Below are 22200 nucleotides of genomic sequence, written 5' to 3'. Positions count from 1 at the left end.
GGCCGAACGCGTGATCCGCCGGTCAGCGCTGTGTCAGGGTTGCCAAGGTCGCGACGAAACGGTCGAGATCGGAGCGGCTGACGAAGTAGTGCGGTGAGGCACGCAGTATGGCGGGCAGCGCGCGCTCGGTCATGTCGAGCAGCGCCGAGGTGGCGCGGCTGACGGTGACGGTGACGGCGTGCTCGGCGAGCCGGTCACGCAGCTGGTCCGGGTCGTGGCCGTCGACAGTGAACGAGACGATGCCGCTGTGCTCGGTCCCCAGATCGCGCACGGTGACGCCGGTTAGGTCGGCCATGGCTTCGCGCAGGTATTCCGCGCCCGCGGCCACCGCCGCGTAGGCCTCGTCGGGACCGAGTTCGAGCAGGTAGTCCACGGCGGCGCCGAGGCCGAGGCGGGCGGCCACATCGCACTCCCAGAACTCGAAGCGCTGGGCGCCGTCGGCGAGGCGGTAGTCGGTGGGGCCGGTCCAGGTGGCGCTGTGCAGGTCGAGGCGGGCGGGTTCCATCGTGTGCGCCAGTTCGTTACGCACGTAAAGGAATCCGGTGCCGCGCGGGCCACGCAACCACTTGCGCCCGGTGGCCGACAGGGCGTCGACACCGAGTTCGATCACATCGATCGGCAGTTGGCCGATCGATTGGCAGGCATCGAGCAGCACGATCGCACCGGCTTGTTTCGCGATGCGGGTCGCCTCGGCGACCGGGTTCACCAGGCCGCCGTTGGTCGGCGCGTGCTGCAGCGAGACCAGGCGGACGCGCTCGTCGAGCATGTTCGCCAGGGCAGCGGTGTCGAGGCGGCCGGTGTCGTCGCTGGGAATGCGCTCGACCACCGCGCCGGTGGCGGCGGCGCGCTGCAGCGCGGCGATGGCATTGCTCGCGTAGTCGGCCCCGGAGATCAGCACCCGGTCGCCGGGGCGCAGTGGCACCGAGTAGGCGAAATCGGCCCATGACCTGGTGGCGCTGTCGCTGAGCGCGATGGTGTCGGGGGTGGCGCCGATCAGTGTGGCGATGGAGGTCTTCACGGCGGCGAGGTCGTCGAATCGTTCGTTTGCCGCTCGGTAGCCACCGATATCGGCTTCGCGACGAAGATGGGCGATCACGGTGTCGGTGACGATGCGCGGCGGCAGAGACGAGCCCGCGCTGTCGAGGAAGACCTTGCCGTCGGCAAGGCCCGGCGTGGCGGCGGTAATGGCGGCGAAATCCAGCATGGCGACGACCCTAACGCCCATCGGTGTTCGGCTTCTCGACACTTTTTCTGTCGGTGGCCCTCGCTACCCTGGAATGAACGACATGCGCCGAGCCCCGGCGGCGCTCACCACGTGGAGGTTGGCATGGCGGTCACCCTGGAACGTTCCTCCTGGCCGGATTCCGCCTGCGACCAGGGCGAATTGTCGTCGCGGGCGGCGGCTGAGGCCTATGTGGGCGGGGTCTGTTTCAAGCTCGGGCCACCCACACTGATCGGTGCCGAACTCGAATGGCTCACCGCCGGACCCACCGGCGCCCGACCCTCGCTCGACCAGCTCTGCTCGGCCCTCGGGCCACATGCTCCGACCGCCCTCGCCCCTGCCTCACCCGCGCTTCCCCTGCCCGGTGGCAGCGCGGTGACCATCGAACCCGGTGGTCAGATCGAACTCTCCAGCGCACCTTTCGCCGATCCGGCGGAGCTCACGCGGCATCTGCGGGCAGATGCGGCCCGTTTGCGGGACTTGCTCGCCAGCAGGGAAATCACCGTCACCGCCGCGTCCGCCGACGCGCACCGCCCGGCTGAGCGGCTCCTTCGCTTGCCCCGATACGCGGCGATGGAACGCGCGTTCGCAGGCATCGGCCCCTTCGGCGGCCTGATGATGTGCAATACCGCCGCCACCCAGGTCAGCGTCGACGCGGGCGCCGACCCGGCCGAGGTGCGCGCCCGCTGGACCGCGCTCTACGTGCTCGGGCCCGCGCTGATCGCGGCGTTCGCCTGCTCGCCTACCTTGCGCGGAATACCGTGCGGGGATTGGGTTTCCCAGCGTATGCGCACCTGGTTGCGCCTCGACCCGGCCCGCACCAGGCCCCCGGTGTCCGACTGGGCCGACCCGATCACCGCCTACGCGCGCTGGGCGCTCGACGTTCCACTGCTGTGCGTGCGCTGCACCGAACCCGACGCCGACTGGTCGCCCCCACCGGGCGCGACCTTCGCCGACTGGCTCTCGGGCGCACTCGACGACGAAGTCGGCCGCCGCCCCACCCGCGCCGACCTCGACTACCACCTCACCACCCTGTTCCCGCCGGTCCGGGCCTCGGGACACCTCGAGGTGCGGTATCTCGACACCCAGCCGGGCGATACCTGGACCACCCCGATCCACCTGTTCGACGCCCTGCTCTCGACACCCGAAGTGGTCTCCGAGGCAACAGCTCTCGCGGCGCCGGTCGCGGGGGAGTGGACCACAGCGGCGCGCCACGGGCTACTCGACCCGCAGGTGCGCCAGGTGGCGGTGGACGTGCTCGACCTGGCGGCACAGCATGCCAGAACACCCGCCGCTGCACAGGAATTGGCCGACGCGGCGCGTCGATGTCGTTTGGCACTCAGCCCCTCGGACCAGCTGGAGAGCTCGGAGGGTTCGCGATGAATCGACGCCGCGCGCCCGATGGCCCGACCCTGCCTGCCGCTGTGAAGATCCCTGTCGCCCAGCCTCACTCGGAGATCCGCTCGTGACACTTTCCGCACCCGCCGACCATGCCGACCGCGAACGCACGCGAGCCAGGATCGCCGAGGTGCTCGCTCGTGCGCGCCGCCGCACCGCCGTGCTCACCGACAGCGTCGACGAGGCCGACCTTGTGGCGCAGCATTCACCACTGATGTCGCCACTGGTCTGGGATCTCGCCCACATCGGCAACCAGGAGGAGCTCTGGCTGGTGCGCGATGTCGGCGGCCGGGAGCCGGTGCGCAGCGATATCGACGAACTGTACGACGCCTTCAAGCACGCCAGGGCGAACCGGCCCGCGCTGCCGCTGCTGAATCCCGAGCAGGCGCGTGGCTATGTGGGCACCGTGCGCGAGAAGGTCTTCGACGTTCTCGAATCCAGTCCGCTGCTCGGGAACCCGCTGGTGGACAATGGTTTCGCGTTCGGGATGATCGCTCAGCACGAACAGCAACACGACGAAACCATGCTGGCCACCCACCAGTTGCGTCTGGGCGCACCGGTGCTGTCGGCGCCACCCGCGCCGTCTGCCCGGGTTCCGATCGGCGGTGAAGTAGTTGTTCCCGAAGGCGAGTTCATGATGGGTACGTCAGCCGATCCCTGGGCGCTGGACAATGAACGACCCGCGCATCCGGTGTATGTCGAGGGTTTCGCGATCGATGTCGCCCCGGTGACCAACGAGCAGTACCTGGCGTTCATCGACGACGGCGGCTACGAGCGCCGTGAGCTGTGGTCGGAGCGCGGGTGGGCGCACCGGCAGGAGGCAGGGCTCGTCGCGCCGCAGTTCTGGGAGCGCGAGGGGAATCAGTGGTACCGAAGGGCTTTCGGGGTGCGTACCGCGTTGCGGCCACGTCAGCCGGTGGTGCATGTGTGCTGGTTCGAGGCCGAAGCCTATGCGACGTGGGCGGGTAAGCGGTTGCCCACCGAGGCGGAATGGGAGAAGGCGGCGCGGTTCGACCCGGCCACCGGTGCGTCGCGACGCTATCCGTGGGGTGAGGACGAGCCGAGCGAGCGCACCGCCAACCTGGGTCAGCGTCATCTGGAACCGGCCGAGGTCGGCGCGTATCCGGCCGGTGCGTCGGCAACCGGGGTGCACCAGCTGATCGGTGACGTCTGGGAGTGGTGTTCCTCCGGTTTCGAGGCTTATCCCGGGTTCCGTGCGTTCCCGTACCGCGAATACTCGGAGGTCTTCTTCGGTGGGGACTACCGGATCCTGCGCGGCGGTTCGTTCGGCACCGACGAGGTGGCCTGCCGCGGCACCTTCCGCAACTGGGACCACCCCATCCGCAGGCAGATCTTCGCCGGGTTCCGGCTGGCCCGCGACCTGCGCGAGGACGAACGCTGATGTGCAGACACCTCGGCTATGTCGGCCCACCGGTCGCGGTCGGTGAATTGGTGTTGCGCGGCTCGCATTCGCTCTACGCCCAGTCCTGGGCGCCGCTCGACATGCGTGCCGGTGGCACCGTCAACGCCGACGGTTTCGGCGTCGCCTGGTGGCGCCGGGCCGAGGTCGGCATGGACGGTGCCCGCGACGCGGTGACCCGCTACCGCAACCCCGCCCCCATCTGGACCGATCCGGCTGTCGCCGAGGTCCTCGGGCAGCTCGAGTCCCGAGCGGTGCTCGCGGCCGTCCGCTCGGCCACCGTCGGCATGCCGATCGAACGCTCCGCCTGCGCCCCCTTCACCGACGACCACTGGGCCTTCAGCCACAACGGTGTCGTGCAGGAGTGGCGAACCACCCTGCCCGCCGTCCTCACCGACTTGGCGCCCCTGCTCGACCCGTCCGCCACGGCCTCGATGTTCCTGCACGCCGAGGCACTCACCGACGCGGCGGCACTGTGGGTCGTGCTGCGCGCCCTGCTCGCCGCCATCGACCCCGACGGTCCGGTCACCTCGCCGGCCGACGCGCTGCGTTTACTGGTGACCACCGTGCTGCGTCATCAGCCCAATGCCCGTGTGAATCTGTTGCTCGGCAACGGTTCCGAACTCTGGGCCACCACCTGCTGGCATGCCTTGTCGGTGCTGGTCACCGACGACTACGCCGTGCTGTCCTCGGAACCGTACGACGACGATCCACGGTGGCGACCGATCGCGGATCGTCAGCTGGTGACCGCCTCGCCCGGCCACTGCACCATCACCGCTCTGGAATTCCCCGCCACCGAAAGGGTCCGTTCATGACCGCGCCGCTGCTGGACATCCACCTCACCGACGCCGATCTCACCGAGGCCCTGCGAGCCGACGCCCGCGCCGGACTCACCGCCGACCCGAAGTCGCTGCCGCCCAAGTGGTTCTACGATGCGCGCGGCAGCGAATTGTTCGAGGCGATCACCGAGCTGCCCGAGTATTACCCCACCCGCACCGAGCGGGCGCTGCTGCGCGATGTGGTCGACGAGATCGCGGCCGCCGCCCGCGCCGACGTACTGGTGGAACTCGGCGCGGGCTCGGCCGCCAAGACCCGGCTACTCCTCGACGCGCTCACGGCCGTAGGTTCGCTGAAAACCTATGTGCCACAGGATGTTTCCGCGTCAGCCCTACGCGGTGCGGCAACCGAATTGGCGGCCGAGTACCCGAACCTGTCCGTGCACGGTGTGGTCAGCGATTTCACCGATACCCTGCACAACCTGCCGAGGGGTGGGCGCCGGATGATCGCCTTCCTCGGCGGAACCATCGGTAACCTGGTGCCCGCCGAGCGCGCCGAATTCCTGGCCGGCATCAACGAGGTTCTCGAACCCGGGGAACTGCTGCTGCTCGGCGCGGGCCTCGTGGTCGCCCCCGAGATCGTCGTTCCCGCTTACGACGACGCCGCGGGTGTCACCGCCGAGTTCAACCGCAATGTCCTGCATGTCCTCAACAACCGGCTGTCCGCGGATTTCGAGCCGGACAAGTTCGAGCACGTGGCGCTCTGGGATCCCACGAACGAGTGGATCGAAATGCGCCTGCGCGCCACCGAAGCCATGACCGCGACCGTCGCCGAGCTGGGCCTCACGGTCGACTTCGCCGCGGGCGAGGAGATGCGCACCGAGATCTCGGCCAAGTTCCGCCCCGAAGCCCTCAGCGCCGAACTGGACACCGCGGGCTTCGGACCCACCCACACCTGGACCGACCCCGAGAACCGCTTCACCCTCGTCCTGGCCGAGCGTCGTTGACCGCGGCTACGACGGAACTGCCGCGGTCGGCAGGATGTCGACCGAGCCGGTCGTCATGGCGTGGCGGTTCTAGAGGTCGAGTTCGTCGGCGACCCCTTCGCCGCTGATCAGGTTCTCGTCCCCGTCGAGGTCGGCGTTGTCGAGGGAGTCCTCGTCGAAAGCGCGGACGGCAACCTCTTCGGCGGGGCGCTCGTCTTCTTCCATCTCCTCGTGGCGCTCGCCGCGCTCGGTCCATTCCTCCGACAGTTCCTCGCCGATACCGAGGAAGCCGTCGGCGTCGGCTTCGCGGTTGCGGATCACGTAGTCCGCGGGCGGGTCTTCGATATTGCGTTCGTATTCGATGATGTCGTCGGCCTGATCGTCGTCGCCCATGTCCATGTCCAGCGGTTCACGGCTCATGGTGCCAGTATCGGCCTGTGCGCCGACCCGTGCCAGGAAGGCACGCCCGCGCGGATCAGTCGACGCCTTCGAGGACGGCGGCCAGCCATTCGATGAGCGGACGTAGCTCGTTCCAGGCCCGCCGGACCTCGGTGACGCCTGCGGGGGTCTTGAGCCAGTCGGGTGCCCCGTAGTCGCGGCGAACGATCAGCGACTTGTGGCGGAGCAGCCCGATGCGCGGATGGTCGGCGGGGTAGCCCTTGGGGCGGGTCTTGAGTTGTTCGCCGCCGAGGTCGTAACCGGCGGCCGTGATCGCGGCCAGGATGCCCTCCAGCTCGCGGCCGCGCACGTCGTCGTCGATGGTGGCGCGCAGGACGGCCAGGGCGCTCGGCGCGGGCCGGAAACAGCCGCCGCCGACGGCCAGCCCGGCCGCGCTGATCTGCACGTACCAGCCCACACCCGGGGAGAGGTGGACCACCGCACCCTGATGAGTCTTGTAGGGCGTCTTGTCGGCGGAGAAGCGCACGTCACGGTAGGGCCGGAACACTCTGGCGTCCCCGAATTCGGCCGCCAGCTCGGCGGTGAGCGCGACCATCGGCGCCCGCACCGCCTCGTCGTAGGTGTGCTTGTGCGCGGTCCAGAAGGCCTTGGAGTTGTCGGCCTCGAGATCCTCGTAGAAGTCCAGGCCGGCCAGGGGGAAACCGGTGAAAGCGTTCATCGTGCGTGTGGTTCTCAGTTCTGTGACGGGATGATGTCGGCGTCGAAGAAGAACACCCGGATCGCCAGCCCCGCGAGCAACGCGAACAGCGCCGCCACGGCAGACCAGTTGCCGAGCGGTTCACCTTTCTTGCTCCCGTACAGCCCCGCCGCGATCCCGAGCACACCGAAGATGATCGGGAAGAACAGCAGGGCGATCACGGCGAACACGAACGCCACGGTCGACCAGGTCTTACCCCCGGGCGCCTCGACATCACCGTCGGAGTCGTCGACCGGTAACCCACCGTAGGACACCTCGGGCCTGCCGGGATACTTGGCCTCGTGCGCGCCATGCGATGGCTCGGCCGGCTCGTCCGACAGCGAATACGACACCTCGGGCCGCTCCGGCTTGGCATGCCGAGGCCGATACCCGCCCTCTCCGGATCCGGATTCCTGCGGTGTGCTCATCGAGACCTCCCAGGTCGGGCTATCGCGGGGCTACCGTCTCCAGTATCGCCCAACGACGGCCCGTCCCAGCACCGACGAGCCCGTCCGGAGCTCTTAGAACCGACCCACAGATTTCGCAAGTACACGGGTAACTCACCGGGTACGAGCTAACCCACCCACCTCACGAAAGCTTGCCGCGTCCCCAACTCGCCCCGCGCCTGAGTCTGGCCGAAAGGCGCGGGGAGGCGGTCAAGCGTTGCCGTTGAAGAGGCCGGTTACCGAGCCGTTTTCGAAGACCTCGCGGATGGTGCGGGCCAGCAGCGGCGCGATCGACAGCACCGTCAGCGTGGGGAACTTCTTCTCCTCGCTGATCGGCAGGGTGTTGGTGATGACCACTTCCTTGGCACCGCACGCGGCGAGGCGCTCGGCGGCCGGGTCGCTGAGCACACCGTGGGTGGCCGCGATGATGACATCGCCCGCACCGGCTTCCTTGAGCACCTTCACCGCGCCGGCGATGGTGCCACCGGTGTCGATCATGTCGTCGATCAGCACGCAGGTGCGGCCTTCGACGTCACCGACGACGCGGTTGGACTTCACCTGGTTGGGGACCAGCGGGTCGCGGGTCTTGTGGATGAACGACAGCGGGGTGCCACCGAGCGCATCGGCCCACTTCTCGGCGACCTTCACGCGACCGGCGTCGGGGGAGACCACGGCCAGGTTGTCGGTGGAGTAGTTGGTGCGGATGTAGTCCGACAGCTGCACCAGCGCGTGCATGTGATCGACGGGGCCGTCGAAGAAGCCCTGGATCTGGTCGGTGTGCAGGTCGACGCTGATGATGCGGTCGGCACCGGCGGTCTTGAGCAGGTCGGCGACCAGGCGGGCGGAGATGGGCTCACGGCCGCGGTGCTTCTTGTCCTGGCGGGCGTAGGGGTAGAACGGCAGCACGGCGGTGATCCGCTTGGCCGAACCGCGCTTGAGCGCGTCGATCATGATGAGCTGTTCCATCAGCCACTGGTTCAGCGGGGCCGGGAAGCTCTGCAGCACGAAGGCGTCGGAACCGCGCACCGACTCCTCGAACCGGACGAAGATCTCACCGTTGGCGAACTCACGCGCGGTCTGCGGGGTGATGTCGACATCGAGTTCCTTGGCGACCTGCTCGGCAAGCTCAGGATGTGACCGGCCGGCGAAGAGCATCAAGTTCTTCTGATTGTCGATCGAGAACGCGGTCACTGCTGGTTGCCATCCTTTTGCTCGATTGCCTTGTTCGACGTCTCGTCTGCCGCGATGGCTTCCGCCGCCGCGCGTGCCGCAGCGGTTCCGGGACGGTAGCGCTGCACCCAGTTCTCAATGGTGCGCTGTGGCCCACCCGACACGGCAAGTGCCCCGGGTGGAACGCTCCTGCGCAGTACAGTACCCGCACCCGTATAGGCGCCGTCACCCACGGTTACCGGAGCGATGAACATGGTGTCGCTGCCGGTCCGCACATGGGAACCGACCACAGTGTGGTGCTTGTTCACCCCGTCGTAGTTCACGAAAACACTGGACGCGCCGATGTTGCTGTACTCGCCGATCGTCGCGTCACCGACGTAGGTGAGGTGCGGAACCTTGGAGTGCGCGCCGACCGTCGCGTTCTTGGTCTCGACGAACGCGCCGAGCTTGCCGTGCTCGCCGAGCACGGTGCCGGGGCGCAGGTAGCTGAACGGTCCGACGTTGGCGTTCTCGCCGATCTCGGCTTGCTCACCGTGGGTACGCACCACCTTGGCGCCCGCGCCGACGATCACATCGGTGAGCGTGGTGTCGGGCCCGATCTCGGCGTCCTCCCCGATATGGGTCTCGCCGAACAGCTGGGTTCCGGGGCGCAGGACCGCGTCGCGCCCGATCCGCACACTCGCGTCGACCCAGGTGGTGGCCGGATCGATGACGGTGACGCCCGCGCGCATGTGCCGCTCGAGGATGTACCGGTTGAGCGTGGCACCGGCCTGCGACAGCTGCACCCGGTCGTTGACCCCGGTGACCTTGTTCGAGTCGACCAGTCGCGCGCCGTGCACGGGATGCCCGGCCTCGCGGGCGAGACGCAACACGTCGGTGAGGTAGAGCTCATGCTGGGCATTGGCCGTGGACAGCCGCCCGATCATGGTGCGCAGCACGGCGGCGTCGAAGGCGTAGACGCCGGAATTGACCTCTTTGATCTTGGCCTGGGCCGGGGTGGCGTCGGCGTGCTCGACGATCTCGGCGACCTGACCGTCGTCGTCGCGCACGATCCGGCCGTAACCGTTGGGATCGTCGGGGACGAAGGTGAGCACGGTGACCGCCGGTCGTTCGGCGTAGCTGCGGTGCTCGTCGAGCAGGGCGCCGAGGGTGTGCCCGTCGAGCAGCGGCACATCGGCGGAGGTGACCAGCAGGTCGCCGGTGAAATCGGCGGGCACGGCCTGGAGCGCGCACTGCACGGCGTGGCCGGTGCCGAGCTGCTGTTCCTGTACCGCACAGACGATTTCGCGTCCGAGTTCCTTGCCGACCTCGGCGACGGCGGCGCCGACCTTGTCGCGGTCGTGCCCGACGACGGTGATCAGATGGGTGGGGTCGATCTCCGCCGCGGCGTGCAGCGCGTGCGAGAGCATCGAGCGTCCCGCGAGCGGATGCAGCACTTTCGGAGTCTTCGACCGCATTCGCGTCCCAGCCCCGGCTGCGAGAACGACGACGGCGGTCTGCGGTGGCATGGATCTCCCTCGGCTGCCGGTCAGCGAGTGTGCTGTGGCGGGTTCGGTCGGTCGGTGATGGGGTGCGGGCCGACGATACGTCACTGTGCCCGTGTGTGCTCCGCCGCCAGGACTCGAACCTGAACTATCTGAACCAAAATCAGAGGTGCTGCCATTACACTACGGCGGATCGCCACACCAGTGGGCTGTCAGAGCCCACCACTGTGCTACGGCACGGCCATGATCCTCGCATAGATCGCGCCTCGCGGAAAATCTTGGCCGGTCCGCCACTCCGAGAATTTTGGCCGGACTCAGGTGCGGAAGAAGTCGGGAACGCGGCAAGCCTGCGGAGGTGGCCTGGTCAGCTGGTACCCGACGAGTTACCCATGTGCTCGCGAGATCAGTCGTCGGCAGGGTGGGGATGCGGTGGCGCCGTGCGGTCTGAGACAGTTGGGGGTGGTGGGTCCGGCAGGTGGTGGAGAGGCAGGGAAGTTGTCTTCTAGTGATCCGGCGCGTGTATCCAGACCGAGGATGACCGGTACGCAGCGGCGCCAGCAGTTGATCGAGATCGGTCGCGCGTTGTTCGCGGAGCGGGGCTACGACGCCACATCGATCGAGGAGATCGCGCAGCGTGCGCAGGTGTCCAAGCCGGTGGTCTACGAGCATTTCGGGGGTAAGGAAGGGCTCTACGCGGTGGTCGTCGACCGCGAGATGTCGATGCTGCTCGACATGGTCACCTCCTCGCTCACCCAGAACCGGTCGCGGTTGCGGCTCGAGCAAGTGGCGCTGGCGCTGCTCACCTACATCGAGGAACGCACCGACGGATTCCGCATCCTGGTGCGCGACCAACCGGCCCCCAACGCCGACGGCCGGTACTCGAGCCTGCTCAACGAGGCCGTCAACCAGGTGGCGCACATCCTGGCGGGCGACTTCGGCCGCCGCGATCTCGACACCAGCCTGGCCCCGCTCTACGCCCAGGCACTCGTCGGCATGGTGTCCACGGCGGCCACCTGGTGGCTCGACGAGCGCACCCCGCCGAAGGAAGTGGTCGCGGCGCATCTGGTGAACCTGTGCTGGAACGGTTTGAGCCACTTGGAAGCCGAACCGGGTCTCAGCTCCGAATGGAATACGAACATCGCGGGGCCCAAGCCGGGGTAACCGGTCGATAGCGCCCGTGCCGGAAGCGAATCCAGGATTCGGGTGCCCCCGAAGGGTCTGGTGGTACGGTTCACCCATCCTTTTGGGTGCTGCCGGGCGGTATGTCGATCAACTTCGGGATGTCGGTCTACTTCAGGATGGCTGGATTATTGGATGACAGGCGGATCTGATGGCTAGGCAAGCGCGCGCGGAGATCACCCGCGACTCCGTCCTTGCTGGCGCTGCCGATGTCTTTCTCCGTTTGGGCTACGCCAACGCGAGCCTCAGCGAAATCATCGCGCAGTCCAATGTGACCAAGGGCGCCTTGTACTTTCACTTCGGCTCCAAGGAGGAGCTGGCACGGGCGGTGGTCGATCAGGGCAACGAACGGCTCATCGGGTCGTGTCAGGGTTTCTTCGATTCCCGGGTGCCCGCGCTCGAGGCGTGCATCGGCATCACCTATGTGGTCGCCGATCTGTCGATGAACGATCCGATGGTCGGTGCGATGCTCAAGCTCACCCACCAGATCGGTGACTATCGCGGCGCCCAGGGCGACAACATCGCCAAGACCTGGGGTGAGACGTACCGGGTGCTGTCGGAGCGCGCGATCTCCCAGGGCGACCTGCTCGCCGATCTCGACGCCGAGGTGGTCGGGCTGCTCCTGCAGGAACTCACCGCGGGCGTGCACATCGTCGCGGTGGGCACCGAATCGATGGACCAGATGGCCACCCGGATGGAACGGGCCTGGTATTTCCTGCTGCCCTCGATCGTCCCGCCCGAGAAGCTGTCGTATTTCCGGGAGTTCGCGGCGCGCCGGTTGCGCCGCTACGTGGTCTAGACGCTGCGGTCGGTGGCGAGCACGGCCCGCACGTCCGCGTCGGGTCCGCTCGCCTCGATCCGCACCTCGTCGCGACCGAAGGCGTGCAGCAGCAGTTCCGACGGCGGGCCGGTGAGCACCACGGCGTCGCCGGTGCCCGCGTGCGCGGTGATCCGCTCACCGCCCGGGGTGGCCAGCACCAGCGGCGCAGGTGACTTGCGGTAGTTCGCCCGGGCGATCGCCCGCAGCGCCCGCCACAGCCGCTGCTCGTCGGCATCGTCCAATTGCCTTGGCTCCCAACCTGGTTCGCCGCGGCGGATGTCTTCGTGGTGGATGAACATCTCGGTCAGGTTCACCACCGCGTCGACCGGGCGCAGCGGTGACCACAGTGGTGGCCCGGTGCGGATCTGCTCGGCGAGCTCCGGGAACGGACGCTGCCGGATCTTGGCCTGTTGCTTGTCGAGGTAGCCGGACAGGGGCTTCAGGAGGATGCCGAGTGCGGCGTCGGGCCTGCGTTCGCGCACCACCAGGTGGGCGGCGAGGTCGTAGACGGTCCAGGTGCCGCACAGCGTCGGCGCTTCGGCACCCGCCGCGAGTGCCGACCGAACAAGGGCGTGGCGTTCACGTTGAGCCAGACTCACGCCTGCGACCCTACGCCGGGTGGCCGGTGCCTCGCCCAGCTCGGGGAGATGTCGGAGCCGGTGACTAGACTTTGCTACGTCCTCCTCGACCATCCCGTCTGCGCATTCAGGAGCGTTCATGTCCTCCCTTCGTCCCCCGCTCGCCGGTCTGGCCGAGGCGGCTGGGGGTGATGCCGCGCTGCGGACGGTGGCCGATCTGGTCGGCAAGTCCGGGGTGGAACTGGTCGCCCCCTCGGCGGTGCGCGCGTTCGTCGCGAGCACCGTGGCCGCCCAGCGCCCGCTGGTCGTGGTCACGGCCACCGGCCGCGAGGCCGACGACCTGACCGTCGAGCTGGCCGAGATGCTCGGCGACTCGGTGGCGATGTTCCCGTCCTGGGAGACACTGCCGCACGAACGCCTCTCACCCGGCGCCGACACGGTCGGGCGCAGGCTCGAGGTGCTGCGCAGGCTCGCCCACCCCGACGACCCGGTGTACCCGGAACCGCTGCGGGTGGTGGTCACCACGGTGCGGTCGCTGATGCAGCCGATGACGGCGGGCCTCGGCGATATCGAGCCCATCGTGTTGCGCGTCGGCGAGGACCACGACTTCGACGCCCTGCTCGCGCGCCTGGTCGAATTCGCCTACACCCGCGTCGACATGGTCGGCAAGCGTGGCGAGTTCGCGGTGCGCGGCGGCATTCTCGACCTGTTCCCGCCGACGGCCGATCATCCTGTGCGCGTGGAGTTCTGGGGTGACGAGGTCACCGAACTCCGCCCGTTCGCGGTGGCCGATCAGCGCTCCATCGACGATCTGAGCGTCGAGGTGGTCGTGGCCCAGCCGTGCCGCGAACTGCTGCTCACCGAGCCGGTGCGCGAACGCGCCGCCGCCGTCGCGGCCGACAACGCCGCCGACGCCGCGCTCGTGGAAATGCTCGACAAGATCGCCGAGGGCATCCCGGTCGACGGCATGGAGGCGCTGCTTCCCGTCCTGGCGCCCGGCAAGCTGAGCCTGCTCACCGAGGCGCTGCCCGAGGGCACCCACCTGCTGCTGTGCGACCCGGAGAAGATCCGCACCCGCGCGGCCGACCTGGTGCGCACCGGCGAGGAATTCCTCGAGGCCTCCTGGACGGCGGCTTCCTTCGGCAGCGACGCCCCGCTGGGCGCGCACGGCCTCGACCTGGCCGCCTCCGGTTACCGATCGCTGCCCGAATTGCACGGCAGCGCAGACGAACTCGGGCTGCCATGGTGGACGTTGAGCCCGCTCAGTTCCGGCGACCCGGTCGAGGTGAACCTGCCGGTGCTCGCGGGCCCGACCGCCCGCGGGTCGGAGGAGTTGGTCGCGACCATCTTCGCTTCGCTGCGCGCGCACGTGGCGACCGGTGGGCGCGCCGTCGTGGTGGTCACCGGGCACGGCACCGCCCAGCGCGTGCTGGAACGGCTCGGTGAGGCCGAGGTGCCCGCCGCACTGCTCCCGGCGGGGGCGGTGCCGGAGCCGGGCGTGGTCGGTGTGCTGTGCGGTTCGCTGCACGACGGGTTGATCTTCGACGACGCGGGCCTGGTCGTCGTCGCCGAATCCGATCTCACCGGCAACCGGGTCACCGCGCCCAGCGAGGGCAAGCGGCTGCCCGCCAAGCGCCGCAACCAGGTCGACCCGCTGGCCCTGTCGGCAGGCGACATGGTGGTCCACGACCAGCACGGCATCGGCCGCTTTGTCGAGATGATCGAACGCACCGTCGGCGGGGCGCGCCGCGAATACCTGGTGATCGAGTACGCCCCGAGCAAGCGCGGCCAGCCCGGCGACCGGTTGTTCGTGCCGATGGAGTCGCTCGATCAGCTCTCCCGCTACGTCGGCGGCGAGCTGCCGAGCCTGTCCAAGCTGGGCGGTTCGGACTGGGCGAACACCAAACGCAAGGCGCGCAAGGCCGTTCGCGAGATCGCCGGCGAGCTGGTGCAGCTCTACGCCGCCCGCCAGGCCGCACCGGGACACGCCTTCGGTCCGGACACCCCGTGGCAGCAGGAGATGGAAGACGCGTTCGCGTTCACCGAGACCGTCGACCAGATGACCGCCATCACCGATGTGAAGGCCGATATGGAGAAGCCGGTCCCGATGGACCGGGTGGTCTGCGGCGATGTCGGCTACGGCAAGACCGAGATCGCGGTGCGCGCGGCGTTCAAGGCGGTGCAGGACGGCAAGCAGGTGGTGGTGCTCGTCCCCACCACACTGCTGGCCCAGCAGCACCTGCAGACTTTCACCGAGCGGGTGGCGGGTTTCCCGGTGACGGTGAAAGGCCTGTCGCGCTTCACCGACGCGTCCGATTCCAAGGAGATCTTGGCCGGGATGGCCGACGGATCGGTCGACATCGTGGTCGGCACCCACCGGCTGCTGCAGACCGGGGTTCGCTGGAAGGACCTCGGCCTGGTGATCGTCGACGAGGAGCAGCGCTTCGGTGTGGAGCACAAGGAGCACATCAAGGCGCTGCGCACCCACGTCGACGTGCTCACCATGTCGGCCACCCCGATTCCGCGCACCCTGGAGATGAGCCTGGCGGGCATCCGCGAGATGTCGACCATCCTCACCCCGCCCGAGGAACGTCATCCGGTGCTCACCTACGTGGGCGCCTACAACGACAAACAGGTCACCGCCGCCATCCGCCGTGAGCTGATGCGCGACGGCCAGGTGTTCTACGTGCACAACCGGGTGTCCTCGATCGACAAGGCCGCCAAGAAGATTCGCGACCTGGTGCCCGAGGCGCGGGTGGTGGTCGCACACGGGCAGATGAACGAGGACCAGCTCGAGCGCACGGTGCAGGGTTTCTGGGAGCGCGAATACGACGTGCTGGTGTGCACCACGATCATCGAAACCGGTCTCGACATCTCCAATGCCAACACCCTGATCGTGGAACGCGCCGACTCCCTCGGCCTCTCACAGCTGCACCAGTTGCGCGGCCGGGTCGGTCGTTCGCGTGAGCGCGGGTACGCCTACTTCCTGTACCCGCCGGAGAAGCCCCTCACCGAGACCGCGTACGACCGGCTGGCCACCATCGCCCAGAACTCCGATCTCGGCGCCGGTATGGCGGTCGCGATGAAGGACCTCGAGATCCGTGGCGCGGGCAATGTGCTCGGCGCCGAGCAGTCCGGTCACGTGGCGGGCGTCGGTTTCGACCTGTACGTGCGGCTGGTCGGTGAGGCGGTGGAGGCCTACCGGGCCGCCGCCGACGGCAAACCGATCGTCACCGAGGAGATCAAGGAGGTGCGGATCGACCTGCCCGTCGACGCGCACATCCCGCCCGACTACATCGCCAGCGACCGGCTGCGGCTCGAGGCGTACCGCAAACTCGCCTCCGCGCAGGACGATTCGGCGCTGGCCGCTGTCGTCGAGGAGCTCGTCGACCGGTACGGCCCGGTGCCGGTGGAGGTCGGCAGGTTGGTGTCGGTGGCGAAGCTGCGACTGCTGGCGCGCGAGTACGACGTGTCCGAGATCGTGGTCACCGGCTCGACGTTGAAGATCGCCCCGCTGAACCTGCCCGACTCGAAACAGATGCGGCTCAAGCGGATCTACCCCAGCGCCACCTACCGGGCGGCCAGCGGAATGGTGCAGTTGCCGCTGCCGCGCGTCACCGACAGTGTCGGCGCCGACCGGGTCCGCGATGTCGCGGTGCTGCAATTCGTCGCCGACCTGCTGCTGGTGCTCGACGGCAAACCGCAAGGGATGGTGGATCTTTCGGTGCCCACCGAGGCGAGCGTATGAGCGAGGCGCAGGAGGCGGCCGATACCGCCGTCGTCGCGGCGGGCCTGTCCGAGGCCGTGCGGGTGATGGACCGGCTGTGGCACTTCGGTGGTTGGGAAACCACCCAGACCCACGATTCGCTGCGCCCCTATCTGCTCGAGGAAACCTACGAACTGCTCGACGCCATCGGCTCCGGCGACTACGAGACCATCAAGGAGGAACTCGGCGATCTGCTGCTGCAGGTGCTGTTCCACTCCCGGATCGCCCAAGCCGCAGGGGAATTCACCGTCGACGACGTGGCAGCGGCACTGGTCGGCAAGCTCGTCCACCGCAGCCCGCACCTGATCGAGGCCGACCTGCCGCCCGGCATCTCGGTGGCCGAGAAGATCGCCGCGCAGGAAAAGGCTTGGGAGGAGCGCAAATCCGCCGAGAAGGCCCGCCGCTCCTGCCTCGACGGCATCGCCATGGCCCAGCCCGCGCTCGCACTCGCCGAAAAGGTCCGGTCCCGCAGCGCCCGCGCCGGCCTGCCCGACGACCTGGTCCCCGCCGCCCTGCGCACGGTCGAGCTGGGTGGCCCGGACTCCGCCGAGGAGCGCCTGCGCAAGGCCACGCTCGATTTCGCCTCCGCCATCCGTGCGGCCGAGGACGCGGCGGAATCGGCGCGCGGGGAACGGCTACTGCTCACCGCCGAGGACTGGCGTGCCTACTGGCCGCGCTGACCACGCGCGACACCGCGAGATCGGTTCCGGTCGAACACGAGTGCGGTGCACAGCTACCCGACGGCTAACGATCTTGGTCGGGTGAATGCCCGGCGATCGCTGCCGAGACGTTAGCGGCAAGTGGCACAGCGCTTTAGACTCGGTGGCGAGCTCGCTGTTCGCGGCGGGCTGGGGTGTCCGACGATCGTCGAGGTGAGGTAGATGGCAACAGAAGTCGATCCGGTGGAACACGGCGAGTTGACAGATCATCCCGAACTCGACGTGTTGCCGGTGTGGCCGCAGGAAACCATCGCGGTACTGGTCACCACCGATCCCGCCCCGCACGCCATTCCGGTTTCCTGGCCGGTGCGCGCGGGCGACCGGCGCATCCTCATCAGCCTGCGCACCAATCGTGGGTCGCTCGCCCGGTTGCGGGAGCGACCCGAGGTGGCGTTGCTGATCCTTGGCGGCGGCAATGTGGCGCTGTCGGCCCGTGGCCGGGCGAGCGTGATCGCCGAGCAGATGCCCGAGGCCGAGGACTACGCCGCCGTGCGGATCGACGTCGACGTGATCGACGACCACCGTCAGTCGGCCTTCGCGGTGGACCGTGGCATCCAGCGAACGGTTCTCGACGACACCGAACTGCGCGCCTTGGAGGGCCGGGTCGAGACCTTGCGCACCTGGGCCGAGCAGCAGCACTGAACACGATCAGGACAGAAGGGTTTTCATGAGCGTCTCACTCGCCAAGGGCGGCAATGTCTCGCTGTCGAAGCAGACCGACAACCTCACCAAGGTCGCGGTCGGTCTCGGCTGGGACGTGCGGACCACCACCGGCGCCGACCACGATCTCGATGCCAGTGCGTTGGCGACCGGGGCCAACCTGAAGGTGCTGTCGGACCAGCATTTCGTGTTCTACAACAACCTGCGTTCGCCCGAGGGCACCATCGAGCACACCGGCGACAACCTGACCGGCGAGGGCGACGGTGACGACGAGGTGATCAATGTCGACCTGGCCGCCACGCCGCCGTCGATCACCAACATCTTCTTCCCCGTCTCGATCCACGACGCCCAGGCCCGCGGCCAGTCCTTCGGCCAGATCCGCAACGCCTACATCCGGGTGACCGACGCCAACACCGGTGTCGAGCTGGCTCGCTACGACCTGTCCGAGGACGCCTCGACCGAGACCGCGATGGTCTTCGGTGAGCTGTACCGGCACAACAACGAGTGGAAGTTCCGCGCGATCGGCCAGGGATACGCGTCCGGTCTCGCGGGGATCGCCCGCGATTACGGCGTCAACATCTGACGAACCGCGCGACGAACGGGCGGCGGTCCTGGCGACCGCCGCCCGTCATCCTGCCTGGGTCGCGGGAATGCGCGGGAGTGGAGTCGTACTCGCCTGGTCGAGCAGGCTGAAGTACTTGCGGAGCATGAGCGCTGCCGTAGTGGCCAGGCCTGCCGTGAGGCCCCACCAGACGCCCGCCGCACCGAGATGCAGCGGGAAGGCGAACAGCAGGGCGGCCGGGATGCCGACACCCCAGTAACCGACGAGCGATAGCCGGAAGCCCGCCGAGGTCTCCTTCAGCCCGCGCAGCAGACCCGTCCCGATGTTCTGGGCGGCGTCGAAGAACTGCAGCACGATGCCGATGAGCAGCAGGGTGTGGGCGATCTCGACGGTCGCGGTGTCGGAGGTGTCGAGGAACGGCGCGAGCACCACGTCGGGAGCCAGGATGTAGACCGCCCCCGTGAGAATGGCGAGCACACCCGCATGGCGTAGGGCGAGCCAGGCCAGCGACCTGGCGTGGCTGTACTCGTCGCGGCCCACGGCATGGCTGACCAGGATCGACGCACCGTGCGACAGGCCGATCGCGACCTGGAAGACGATGTAGATGATCTGGTACACGACGTTGTGCGCGGCCAGGGCGGCCGGCCCGAAACTGCCCATCACCAGCGCCAGCACCGAGAACATGCCCGCCTCGGAACCGTAGGTCAGCGCGATGGGGGTGCCGAGGCGAAGTTCCTCGCGCACGGTCGCCCAGCGCACCGGCCACGGGGTTCGCGGCAGGGTGGCGCCGAGCTGTTCGTGGCGGCGCACCATCGCCCAGAACACCCCGAAGGTGATCAGGAAGACCAGAGAGGTGGCGATGCCGACGCCGGTCAGACCGGAGGCGGGGATGCCCGCCCAGCCGTGGATGAAGGCCAGTGCGAGCACCAGGTTCAGCACCACCGAACCCAGCGTCACCATCAACAACGCCTGAGGACGCTGCATGCCCACGGTGTACTGGCGCAACACCTGGAACCACAGGCACGGCAGCAGGCCGGGAGCCAGCGCGATCATCATCGGCCGGGCCAGGTCGAGAACGGCGGTGTCCTGCCCGAGCCACGACAGTGCCCAGCCGAGACCGATCAGCACCGCACCGCCGAGCAGGCCGGCGATGGTGGCGATGACGAACGCCGCCCGGACCACCGCGCGCACCTCGTCGTCGGCCGACTCGCCGCGTTTGCCCGCCGCGCCGAGCGCACCGGCGATCTGATTACCGGTCCCGGTGATCAGGCCGACGCACATGGTGCGGATCTGGTTGAACAACACCAGCGCCAGGCCGCCCGCCGCGACCTCCGCGACACCGAGCGTGCCCATCAGCACGAGATTGGTGGTCGACACCGCGATCTGAGCCAGCTGGGTCAACGCGATCGGCGTCGCCAGCTTGGCCAGTGCGCTGGTGTCGGTGTTCTTGCCGTTCACCAGCGCTCCCCGGTCTCCGTTTCGCGCGCGATCGCGCTCACCTGACCTCCATCAGTTCGTCGTGGCGCCGCAGCGGTGAGTACCGGCGCAGCAGTGTGGTGACCTCGCATTCGGCGGCCGGATCGAGCAACTCGCGCGCGCTCATCCAGTCGTCGTCGAACACGGTGTCCAAGTACTTCTCGCCACCGTCGCACACGATGGTGACCACGGTGGAACCGGCCGGGAATTCCTCGAGCCGGGCCAGAGCATTGTGCACCGAACCGCCCGCCGAACCACCGATCAGCAGCCCGTGTGTCCTGGCGACGGCGCGGGCGGTGGCGAACGCGTCGACATCGCTCACCTTCACCCCCTCGTCGAGCAGGCTGTAGTCGACCGCGGTGCCGATGGTCGCGCCCGGCGGGGTGCCGGTGCCCGACTGCCAGTACGGGCCGCCCTCGCCGCCGAAGGCGATGGACCCGACCGGCTCCACCCCGATCACCTTCGGCACGCAACCGAGTTCGCGCAGGCGGGTGGCGGTGCCGAACAGCGACCCGCCGGTGCCGACCGCCGACAGCAGGATGTCGACCCGCTCCACCTCGGCCAGCAATTCCTCGGCGACCGCGTAGTAGCCGACGGCGTTGGCGTCGTTGTTGTGCTGTTCGGTGAAGAAGGCGTCGTCGCGGGCGGCGGCCATCGCCTCGGCGAGGTCCTCCCGTGCCGAGGTGGCCAGTTCGTCGTCACCGTCGTCGGCGACGAACACCAGGTCCGTGCCCATGGCCTTCATCGCGCGCAGTTTGTCCTTACAGGCGTGGTTGTCGACCACGGCGGTGAACCGATAGCCACGTTCGGCCGCGACCACCGCCAAGCCGAGCCCGGTATTGCCGGACGTAGATTCGATGATATGCCCGCCATCGCGCAGCAAACCGCGCCGCTCGGCATCGTCGACCATCGAGCGGGCCATGCGGATCTTGGCGGCGCCGGTGGGATTGAACTGTTCGAGCTTGAGCAGCAGGCGGGTGCCGCTGTCGGTGACGGCCAGCTCGAACAGGGGAGTGCGGCCGATCAGATCCGTCACGCGCGTGACGAGAGCCATGGGGTTTCCTCCATCGGAAGGGAATCAGCGGGAAGTGGTGTCGAGGGTCCAGCACAGCCGGTCGGCGCGCTCGCGCAGCACGACCTTGGGCGGCAGGGGGAGTTCATGGAACGGTGACTCGTTGGAATCCATCTGATACCCGGCGGTGTTCGGGTAGATCAGCAGGTCGCCGACGCGAGCGCGGCGCGGCAGCGGGATTCGCCGCCTGCTGAGGAGGTCGGATTCCAGGCAGGTCGTCGCGCCGACGCAGGAGGGGGTGGTGGCGCCGGGTCGCTGCGGCCACAGCACCGGGTCGGGGAGGTATTCGCTGGCGAACCACTGTTCGGACAGGCTCAGGCTGGTGCCGTCGACGGTGAGGATGTCGTATGGGTGACCCTGTGTCGTCCGGGTTTTCACGCCTTGCACGCGGAAGACGGAACTGCCCGCGCGATCGAGTAGAGCGCGTCCCGGCTCGACAGCCAGGCGTATACCGTTGTCGCGCAGCCTTTTCGCGAGGCCGTTGTGCGCGAGGACGACGCTGAGCATGTCGGCCCCCGGTGACGGGAAATGATAGGGGTAGTAGTCCTCCGCAGGTGCGCTGCCGTGAAACCAGCTGTCGCTGAGCATTTCCCGGAAACGAGACCAGGAATCGGCATCGAGGTAGTCCACGCCGAAGCCGCCGCCGATCGAGATGATGTCGGCAGGATGACCCTCGGATCGTGCCCTCAAGCAGTGGTCGACCAGGGCCGTGGCTTGTTCGGCGCGGGCGGTGGCGTCGTAACCGGACAGATGGAAACTGAAGCCGGACAAGCTGATCGGTCCGCCCGGAGTCACGGCTCCGATCGCCTGCTCGAATTCCCGGCGATCCAGACCGAACCGGCTCGTCGACCCCTCCGGCAGTACACGAAGCACGATCCGGGCAGGCAGGTCGAGCGCGGCGAGCCGGTCGAGCTCGTCGACGGCATCGATCGCGATGAGCGCGCGATGACGTGCGGCCAGCCACAGCAGATCGTCGGACTTCGCGGGCCCGGTGACCATCAGATCCTCACCGCGCACGCCCTGTGCCAGCGCCGCCACGAGCTCGCCGGTACTGGCCACATCCACTCCTGCACCGGATTCCGCGCAGGCCCGGACCACACAGGCCGCCTTGTTCGCCTTCTTTCCGAAGTAGACGAACCCGTCGACCCCCGCGGCGGTGAACGCCGACTGGAAAGCCTCGACATTCACCGCGACCCGCTCCGGGAACAGCACGTGGAACGGTCCGCCGACCGCTTCGGCGATGTCGCCGAGCAGCAGTGGATCATCGAGCAGCCGTTGCTCCACCGCATCGATGTAGGCGGGCATCGGCGGTGCGCAATGGGGCAGGCCAT

Annotated in this window: 20 protein-coding genes and 1 tRNA gene; 10 read left to right on the top strand and 11 right to left on the bottom strand. The window is 68.3% G+C overall.

From position 1 onward, the window contains the following. Positions 1 to 22: 22 nt before the first annotated feature. Positions 23 to 1204, bottom strand: coding sequence for an aminotransferase class V-fold PLP-dependent enzyme (locus tag NCO8_RS08760; protein WP_067637930.1), 1182 nt, complete (start codon positions 1202 to 1204; stop codon positions 23 to 25). 123 nt (positions 1205 to 1327) lie between these two features. Between NCO8_RS08760 and egtA the strand changes: the two genes are divergently transcribed. The 4 genes from egtA (at position 1328) to egtD (ending at position 5823) form a co-directional block, all read left to right on the top strand. After that, positions 1328 to 2605: an ergothioneine biosynthesis glutamate--cysteine ligase EgtA gene (egtA, locus tag NCO8_RS08755; RefSeq protein ID WP_067638035.1), complete on the top strand. Its 1278-nt coding sequence runs from the start codon at positions 1328 to 1330 to the stop codon at positions 2603 to 2605. 82 nt (positions 2606 to 2687) lie between these two features. Further along, a complete protein-coding gene (gene egtB / locus NCO8_RS08750; RefSeq protein WP_067637928.1) occupies positions 2688 to 4022 on the top strand; it encodes an ergothioneine biosynthesis protein EgtB in 1335 nt (444 codons plus the stop codon). Further along, entirely contained in the window at positions 4022 to 4855 is an 834-nt protein-coding gene (gene egtC / locus NCO8_RS08745; protein WP_067637927.1) for an ergothioneine biosynthesis protein EgtC, read from the top strand. Before egtB ends, egtC begins: the two co-directional genes overlap by 1 nt. Next, positions 4852 to 5823, top strand: a complete 972-nt coding sequence (egtD, locus tag NCO8_RS08740; protein ID WP_067637925.1) for an L-histidine N(alpha)-methyltransferase — start codon at positions 4852 to 4854, stop codon at positions 5821 to 5823. The genes egtC and egtD overlap by 4 nt, the downstream gene beginning before the upstream one ends. A gap of 69 nt (positions 5824 to 5892) precedes the next feature. Here egtD and NCO8_RS08735 read toward each other — a convergent pair whose 3' ends face one another. The 6 genes from NCO8_RS08735 to NCO8_RS08710 all read right to left on the bottom strand — a co-directional run bounded on the left by NCO8_RS08735 (position 5893) and on the right by NCO8_RS08710 (position 10230). Then, on the bottom strand, positions 5893 to 6222 hold the full coding sequence (locus NCO8_RS08735) for a hypothetical protein (protein WP_174550306.1): 330 nt from the start codon (positions 6220 to 6222) through the stop codon (positions 5893 to 5895). Between the two features lie 55 nt (positions 6223 to 6277). Continuing rightward, entirely contained in the window at positions 6278 to 6919 is a 642-nt protein-coding gene (locus NCO8_RS08730) for a DUF2461 domain-containing protein (protein WP_067637924.1), read from the bottom strand. Positions 6920 to 6933: 14 nt separating this feature from the next. After that, positions 6934 to 7365, bottom strand: coding sequence for a hypothetical protein (locus NCO8_RS32135; RefSeq protein WP_210740324.1), 432 nt, complete (start codon positions 7363 to 7365; stop codon positions 6934 to 6936). Positions 7366 to 7593: 228 nt separating this feature from the next. Beyond that, positions 7594 to 8574 (bottom strand): ribose-phosphate diphosphokinase, encoded by a 981-nt coding sequence (locus NCO8_RS08720; RefSeq protein ID WP_067485529.1) that lies wholly within the window; start codon positions 8572 to 8574, stop codon positions 7594 to 7596. After that, positions 8571 to 10061: a bifunctional UDP-N-acetylglucosamine diphosphorylase/glucosamine-1-phosphate N-acetyltransferase GlmU gene (gene glmU, locus NCO8_RS08715; RefSeq protein WP_067637923.1), complete on the bottom strand. Its 1491-nt coding sequence runs from the start codon at positions 10059 to 10061 to the stop codon at positions 8571 to 8573. The genes NCO8_RS08720 and glmU overlap by 4 nt, the downstream gene beginning before the upstream one ends. Before the next feature lie 98 nt (positions 10062 to 10159). Continuing rightward, positions 10160 to 10230 (bottom strand) — tRNA-Gln (locus NCO8_RS08710). Between the two features lie 341 nt (positions 10231 to 10571). Here NCO8_RS08710 and NCO8_RS08705 point away from each other — a divergent pair. Both NCO8_RS08705 and NCO8_RS08700 read left to right on the top strand, forming a co-directional pair. Next, complete coding sequence (locus tag NCO8_RS08705) at positions 10572 to 11198, top strand: TetR/AcrR family transcriptional regulator (protein WP_067485532.1); 627 nt, start codon at positions 10572 to 10574, stop codon at positions 11196 to 11198. Between the two features lie 169 nt (positions 11199 to 11367). Then, the gene (locus NCO8_RS08700) at positions 11368 to 12015 is read left to right on the top strand and encodes a TetR family transcriptional regulator (RefSeq protein WP_067485534.1); all 648 of its coding nucleotides are present in this window, start codon (positions 11368 to 11370) and stop codon (positions 12013 to 12015) included. Here NCO8_RS08700 and NCO8_RS08695 read toward each other — a convergent pair. Further along, complete coding sequence (locus NCO8_RS08695; RefSeq protein ID WP_067637921.1) at positions 12012 to 12635, bottom strand: TIGR03085 family metal-binding protein; 624 nt, start codon at positions 12633 to 12635, stop codon at positions 12012 to 12014. The genes NCO8_RS08700 and NCO8_RS08695 overlap by 4 nt on opposite strands. 118 nt (positions 12636 to 12753) lie before the next feature. Between NCO8_RS08695 and mfd the strand changes: the two genes are divergently transcribed. From mfd to NCO8_RS08675, 4 genes are all read left to right on the top strand, one after another. Beyond that, a complete protein-coding gene (mfd, locus tag NCO8_RS08690; RefSeq protein WP_067637919.1) occupies positions 12754 to 16362 on the top strand; it encodes a transcription-repair coupling factor in 3609 nt (1202 codons plus the stop codon). Then, positions 16359 to 17060, top strand: a complete 702-nt coding sequence (locus NCO8_RS08685) for a nucleoside triphosphate pyrophosphohydrolase (RefSeq protein ID WP_067637917.1) — start codon at positions 16359 to 16361, stop codon at positions 17058 to 17060. The genes mfd and NCO8_RS08685 overlap by 4 nt, the downstream gene beginning before the upstream one ends. Positions 17061 to 17261: 201 nt before the next feature. Then, positions 17262 to 17741, top strand: a complete 480-nt coding sequence (locus tag NCO8_RS08680; protein WP_067637915.1) for a hypothetical protein — start codon at positions 17262 to 17264, stop codon at positions 17739 to 17741. Between the two features lie 25 nt (positions 17742 to 17766). After that, positions 17767 to 18342: a TerD family protein gene (locus NCO8_RS08675; protein WP_067485544.1), complete on the top strand. Its 576-nt coding sequence runs from the start codon at positions 17767 to 17769 to the stop codon at positions 18340 to 18342. 45 nt (positions 18343 to 18387) lie between these two features. Here the strand turns inward: NCO8_RS08675 and NCO8_RS08670 are convergent, their stop codons facing one another. Genes NCO8_RS08670 through NCO8_RS08660 form a run of 3 tightly spaced genes read right to left on the bottom strand, consistent with a single transcriptional unit; the run spans position 18388 to position 22174 of the window. Further along, positions 18388 to 19779 carry an MATE family efflux transporter gene (locus NCO8_RS08670; RefSeq protein ID WP_067637914.1) on the bottom strand — a complete coding sequence of 464 codons (1392 nt, stop codon included), beginning with the start codon at positions 19777 to 19779 and terminating at the stop codon, positions 18388 to 18390. Positions 19780 to 19816: 37 nt separating this feature from the next. Further along, positions 19817 to 20851 (bottom strand): PLP-dependent cysteine synthase family protein, encoded by a 1035-nt coding sequence (locus NCO8_RS08665; RefSeq protein ID WP_067485546.1) that lies wholly within the window; start codon positions 20849 to 20851, stop codon positions 19817 to 19819. A gap of 24 nt (positions 20852 to 20875) precedes the next feature. Continuing rightward, the gene (locus tag NCO8_RS08660; protein WP_067637912.1) at positions 20876 to 22174 is read right to left on the bottom strand and encodes an alanine racemase; all 1299 of its coding nucleotides are present in this window, start codon (positions 22172 to 22174) and stop codon (positions 20876 to 20878) included. Positions 22175 to 22200 lie beyond the last annotated feature (26 nt).

This window comes from Nocardia coubleae NBRC 108252 (assembly GCF_001612805.1).
Classification (GTDB): domain Bacteria; phylum Actinomycetota; class Actinomycetes; order Mycobacteriales; family Mycobacteriaceae; genus Nocardia; species Nocardia coubleae.
The sequence above is the reverse complement of the archived record's forward strand: the minus strand, read 5'-3'. Positions and strand labels throughout refer to the sequence as shown.

Coding starts and splice junctions, on each gene's coding strand:
- NCO8_RS08680 (WP_067637915.1), top strand. CDS start 17,262: ATGGCAACAGAAGTCGATCCGGTGGAACACGGCGAGTTGACAGATCAT.
- NCO8_RS32135 (WP_210740324.1), bottom strand. CDS start 7,365: ATGAGCACACCGCAGGAATCCGGATCCGGAGAGGGCGGGTATCGGCCT.
- NCO8_RS08705 (WP_067485532.1), top strand. CDS start 10,572: ATGACCGGTACGCAGCGGCGCCAGCAGTTGATCGAGATCGGTCGCGCG.
- egtC (WP_067637927.1), top strand. CDS start 4,022: ATGTGCAGACACCTCGGCTATGTCGGCCCACCGGTCGCGGTCGGTGAA.
- NCO8_RS08675 (WP_067485544.1), top strand. CDS start 17,767: ATGAGCGTCTCACTCGCCAAGGGCGGCAATGTCTCGCTGTCGAAGCAG.
- NCO8_RS08685 (WP_067637917.1), top strand. CDS start 16,359: ATGAGCGAGGCGCAGGAGGCGGCCGATACCGCCGTCGTCGCGGCGGGC.
- mfd (WP_067637919.1), top strand. CDS start 12,754: ATGTCCTCCCTTCGTCCCCCGCTCGCCGGTCTGGCCGAGGCGGCTGGG.
- NCO8_RS08730 (WP_067637924.1), bottom strand. CDS start 6,919: ATGAACGCTTTCACCGGTTTCCCCCTGGCCGGCCTGGACTTCTACGAG.
- egtD (WP_067637925.1), top strand. CDS start 4,852: ATGACCGCGCCGCTGCTGGACATCCACCTCACCGACGCCGATCTCACC.
- NCO8_RS08700 (WP_067485534.1), top strand. CDS start 11,368: ATGGCTAGGCAAGCGCGCGCGGAGATCACCCGCGACTCCGTCCTTGCT.
- glmU (WP_067637923.1), bottom strand. CDS start 10,061: ATGCCACCGCAGACCGCCGTCGTCGTTCTCGCAGCCGGGGCTGGGACG.
- NCO8_RS08660 (WP_067637912.1), bottom strand. CDS start 22,174: ATGCCCGCCTACATCGATGCGGTGGAGCAACGGCTGCTCGATGATCCA.
- NCO8_RS08735 (WP_174550306.1), bottom strand. CDS start 6,222: ATGAGCCGTGAACCGCTGGACATGGACATGGGCGACGACGATCAGGCC.
- NCO8_RS08665 (WP_067485546.1), bottom strand. CDS start 20,851: ATGGCTCTCGTCACGCGCGTGACGGATCTGATCGGCCGCACTCCCCTG.
- NCO8_RS08760 (WP_067637930.1), bottom strand. CDS start 1,204: ATGCTGGATTTCGCCGCCATTACCGCCGCCACGCCGGGCCTTGCCGAC.
- egtA (WP_067638035.1), top strand. CDS start 1,328: ATGGCGGTCACCCTGGAACGTTCCTCCTGGCCGGATTCCGCCTGCGAC.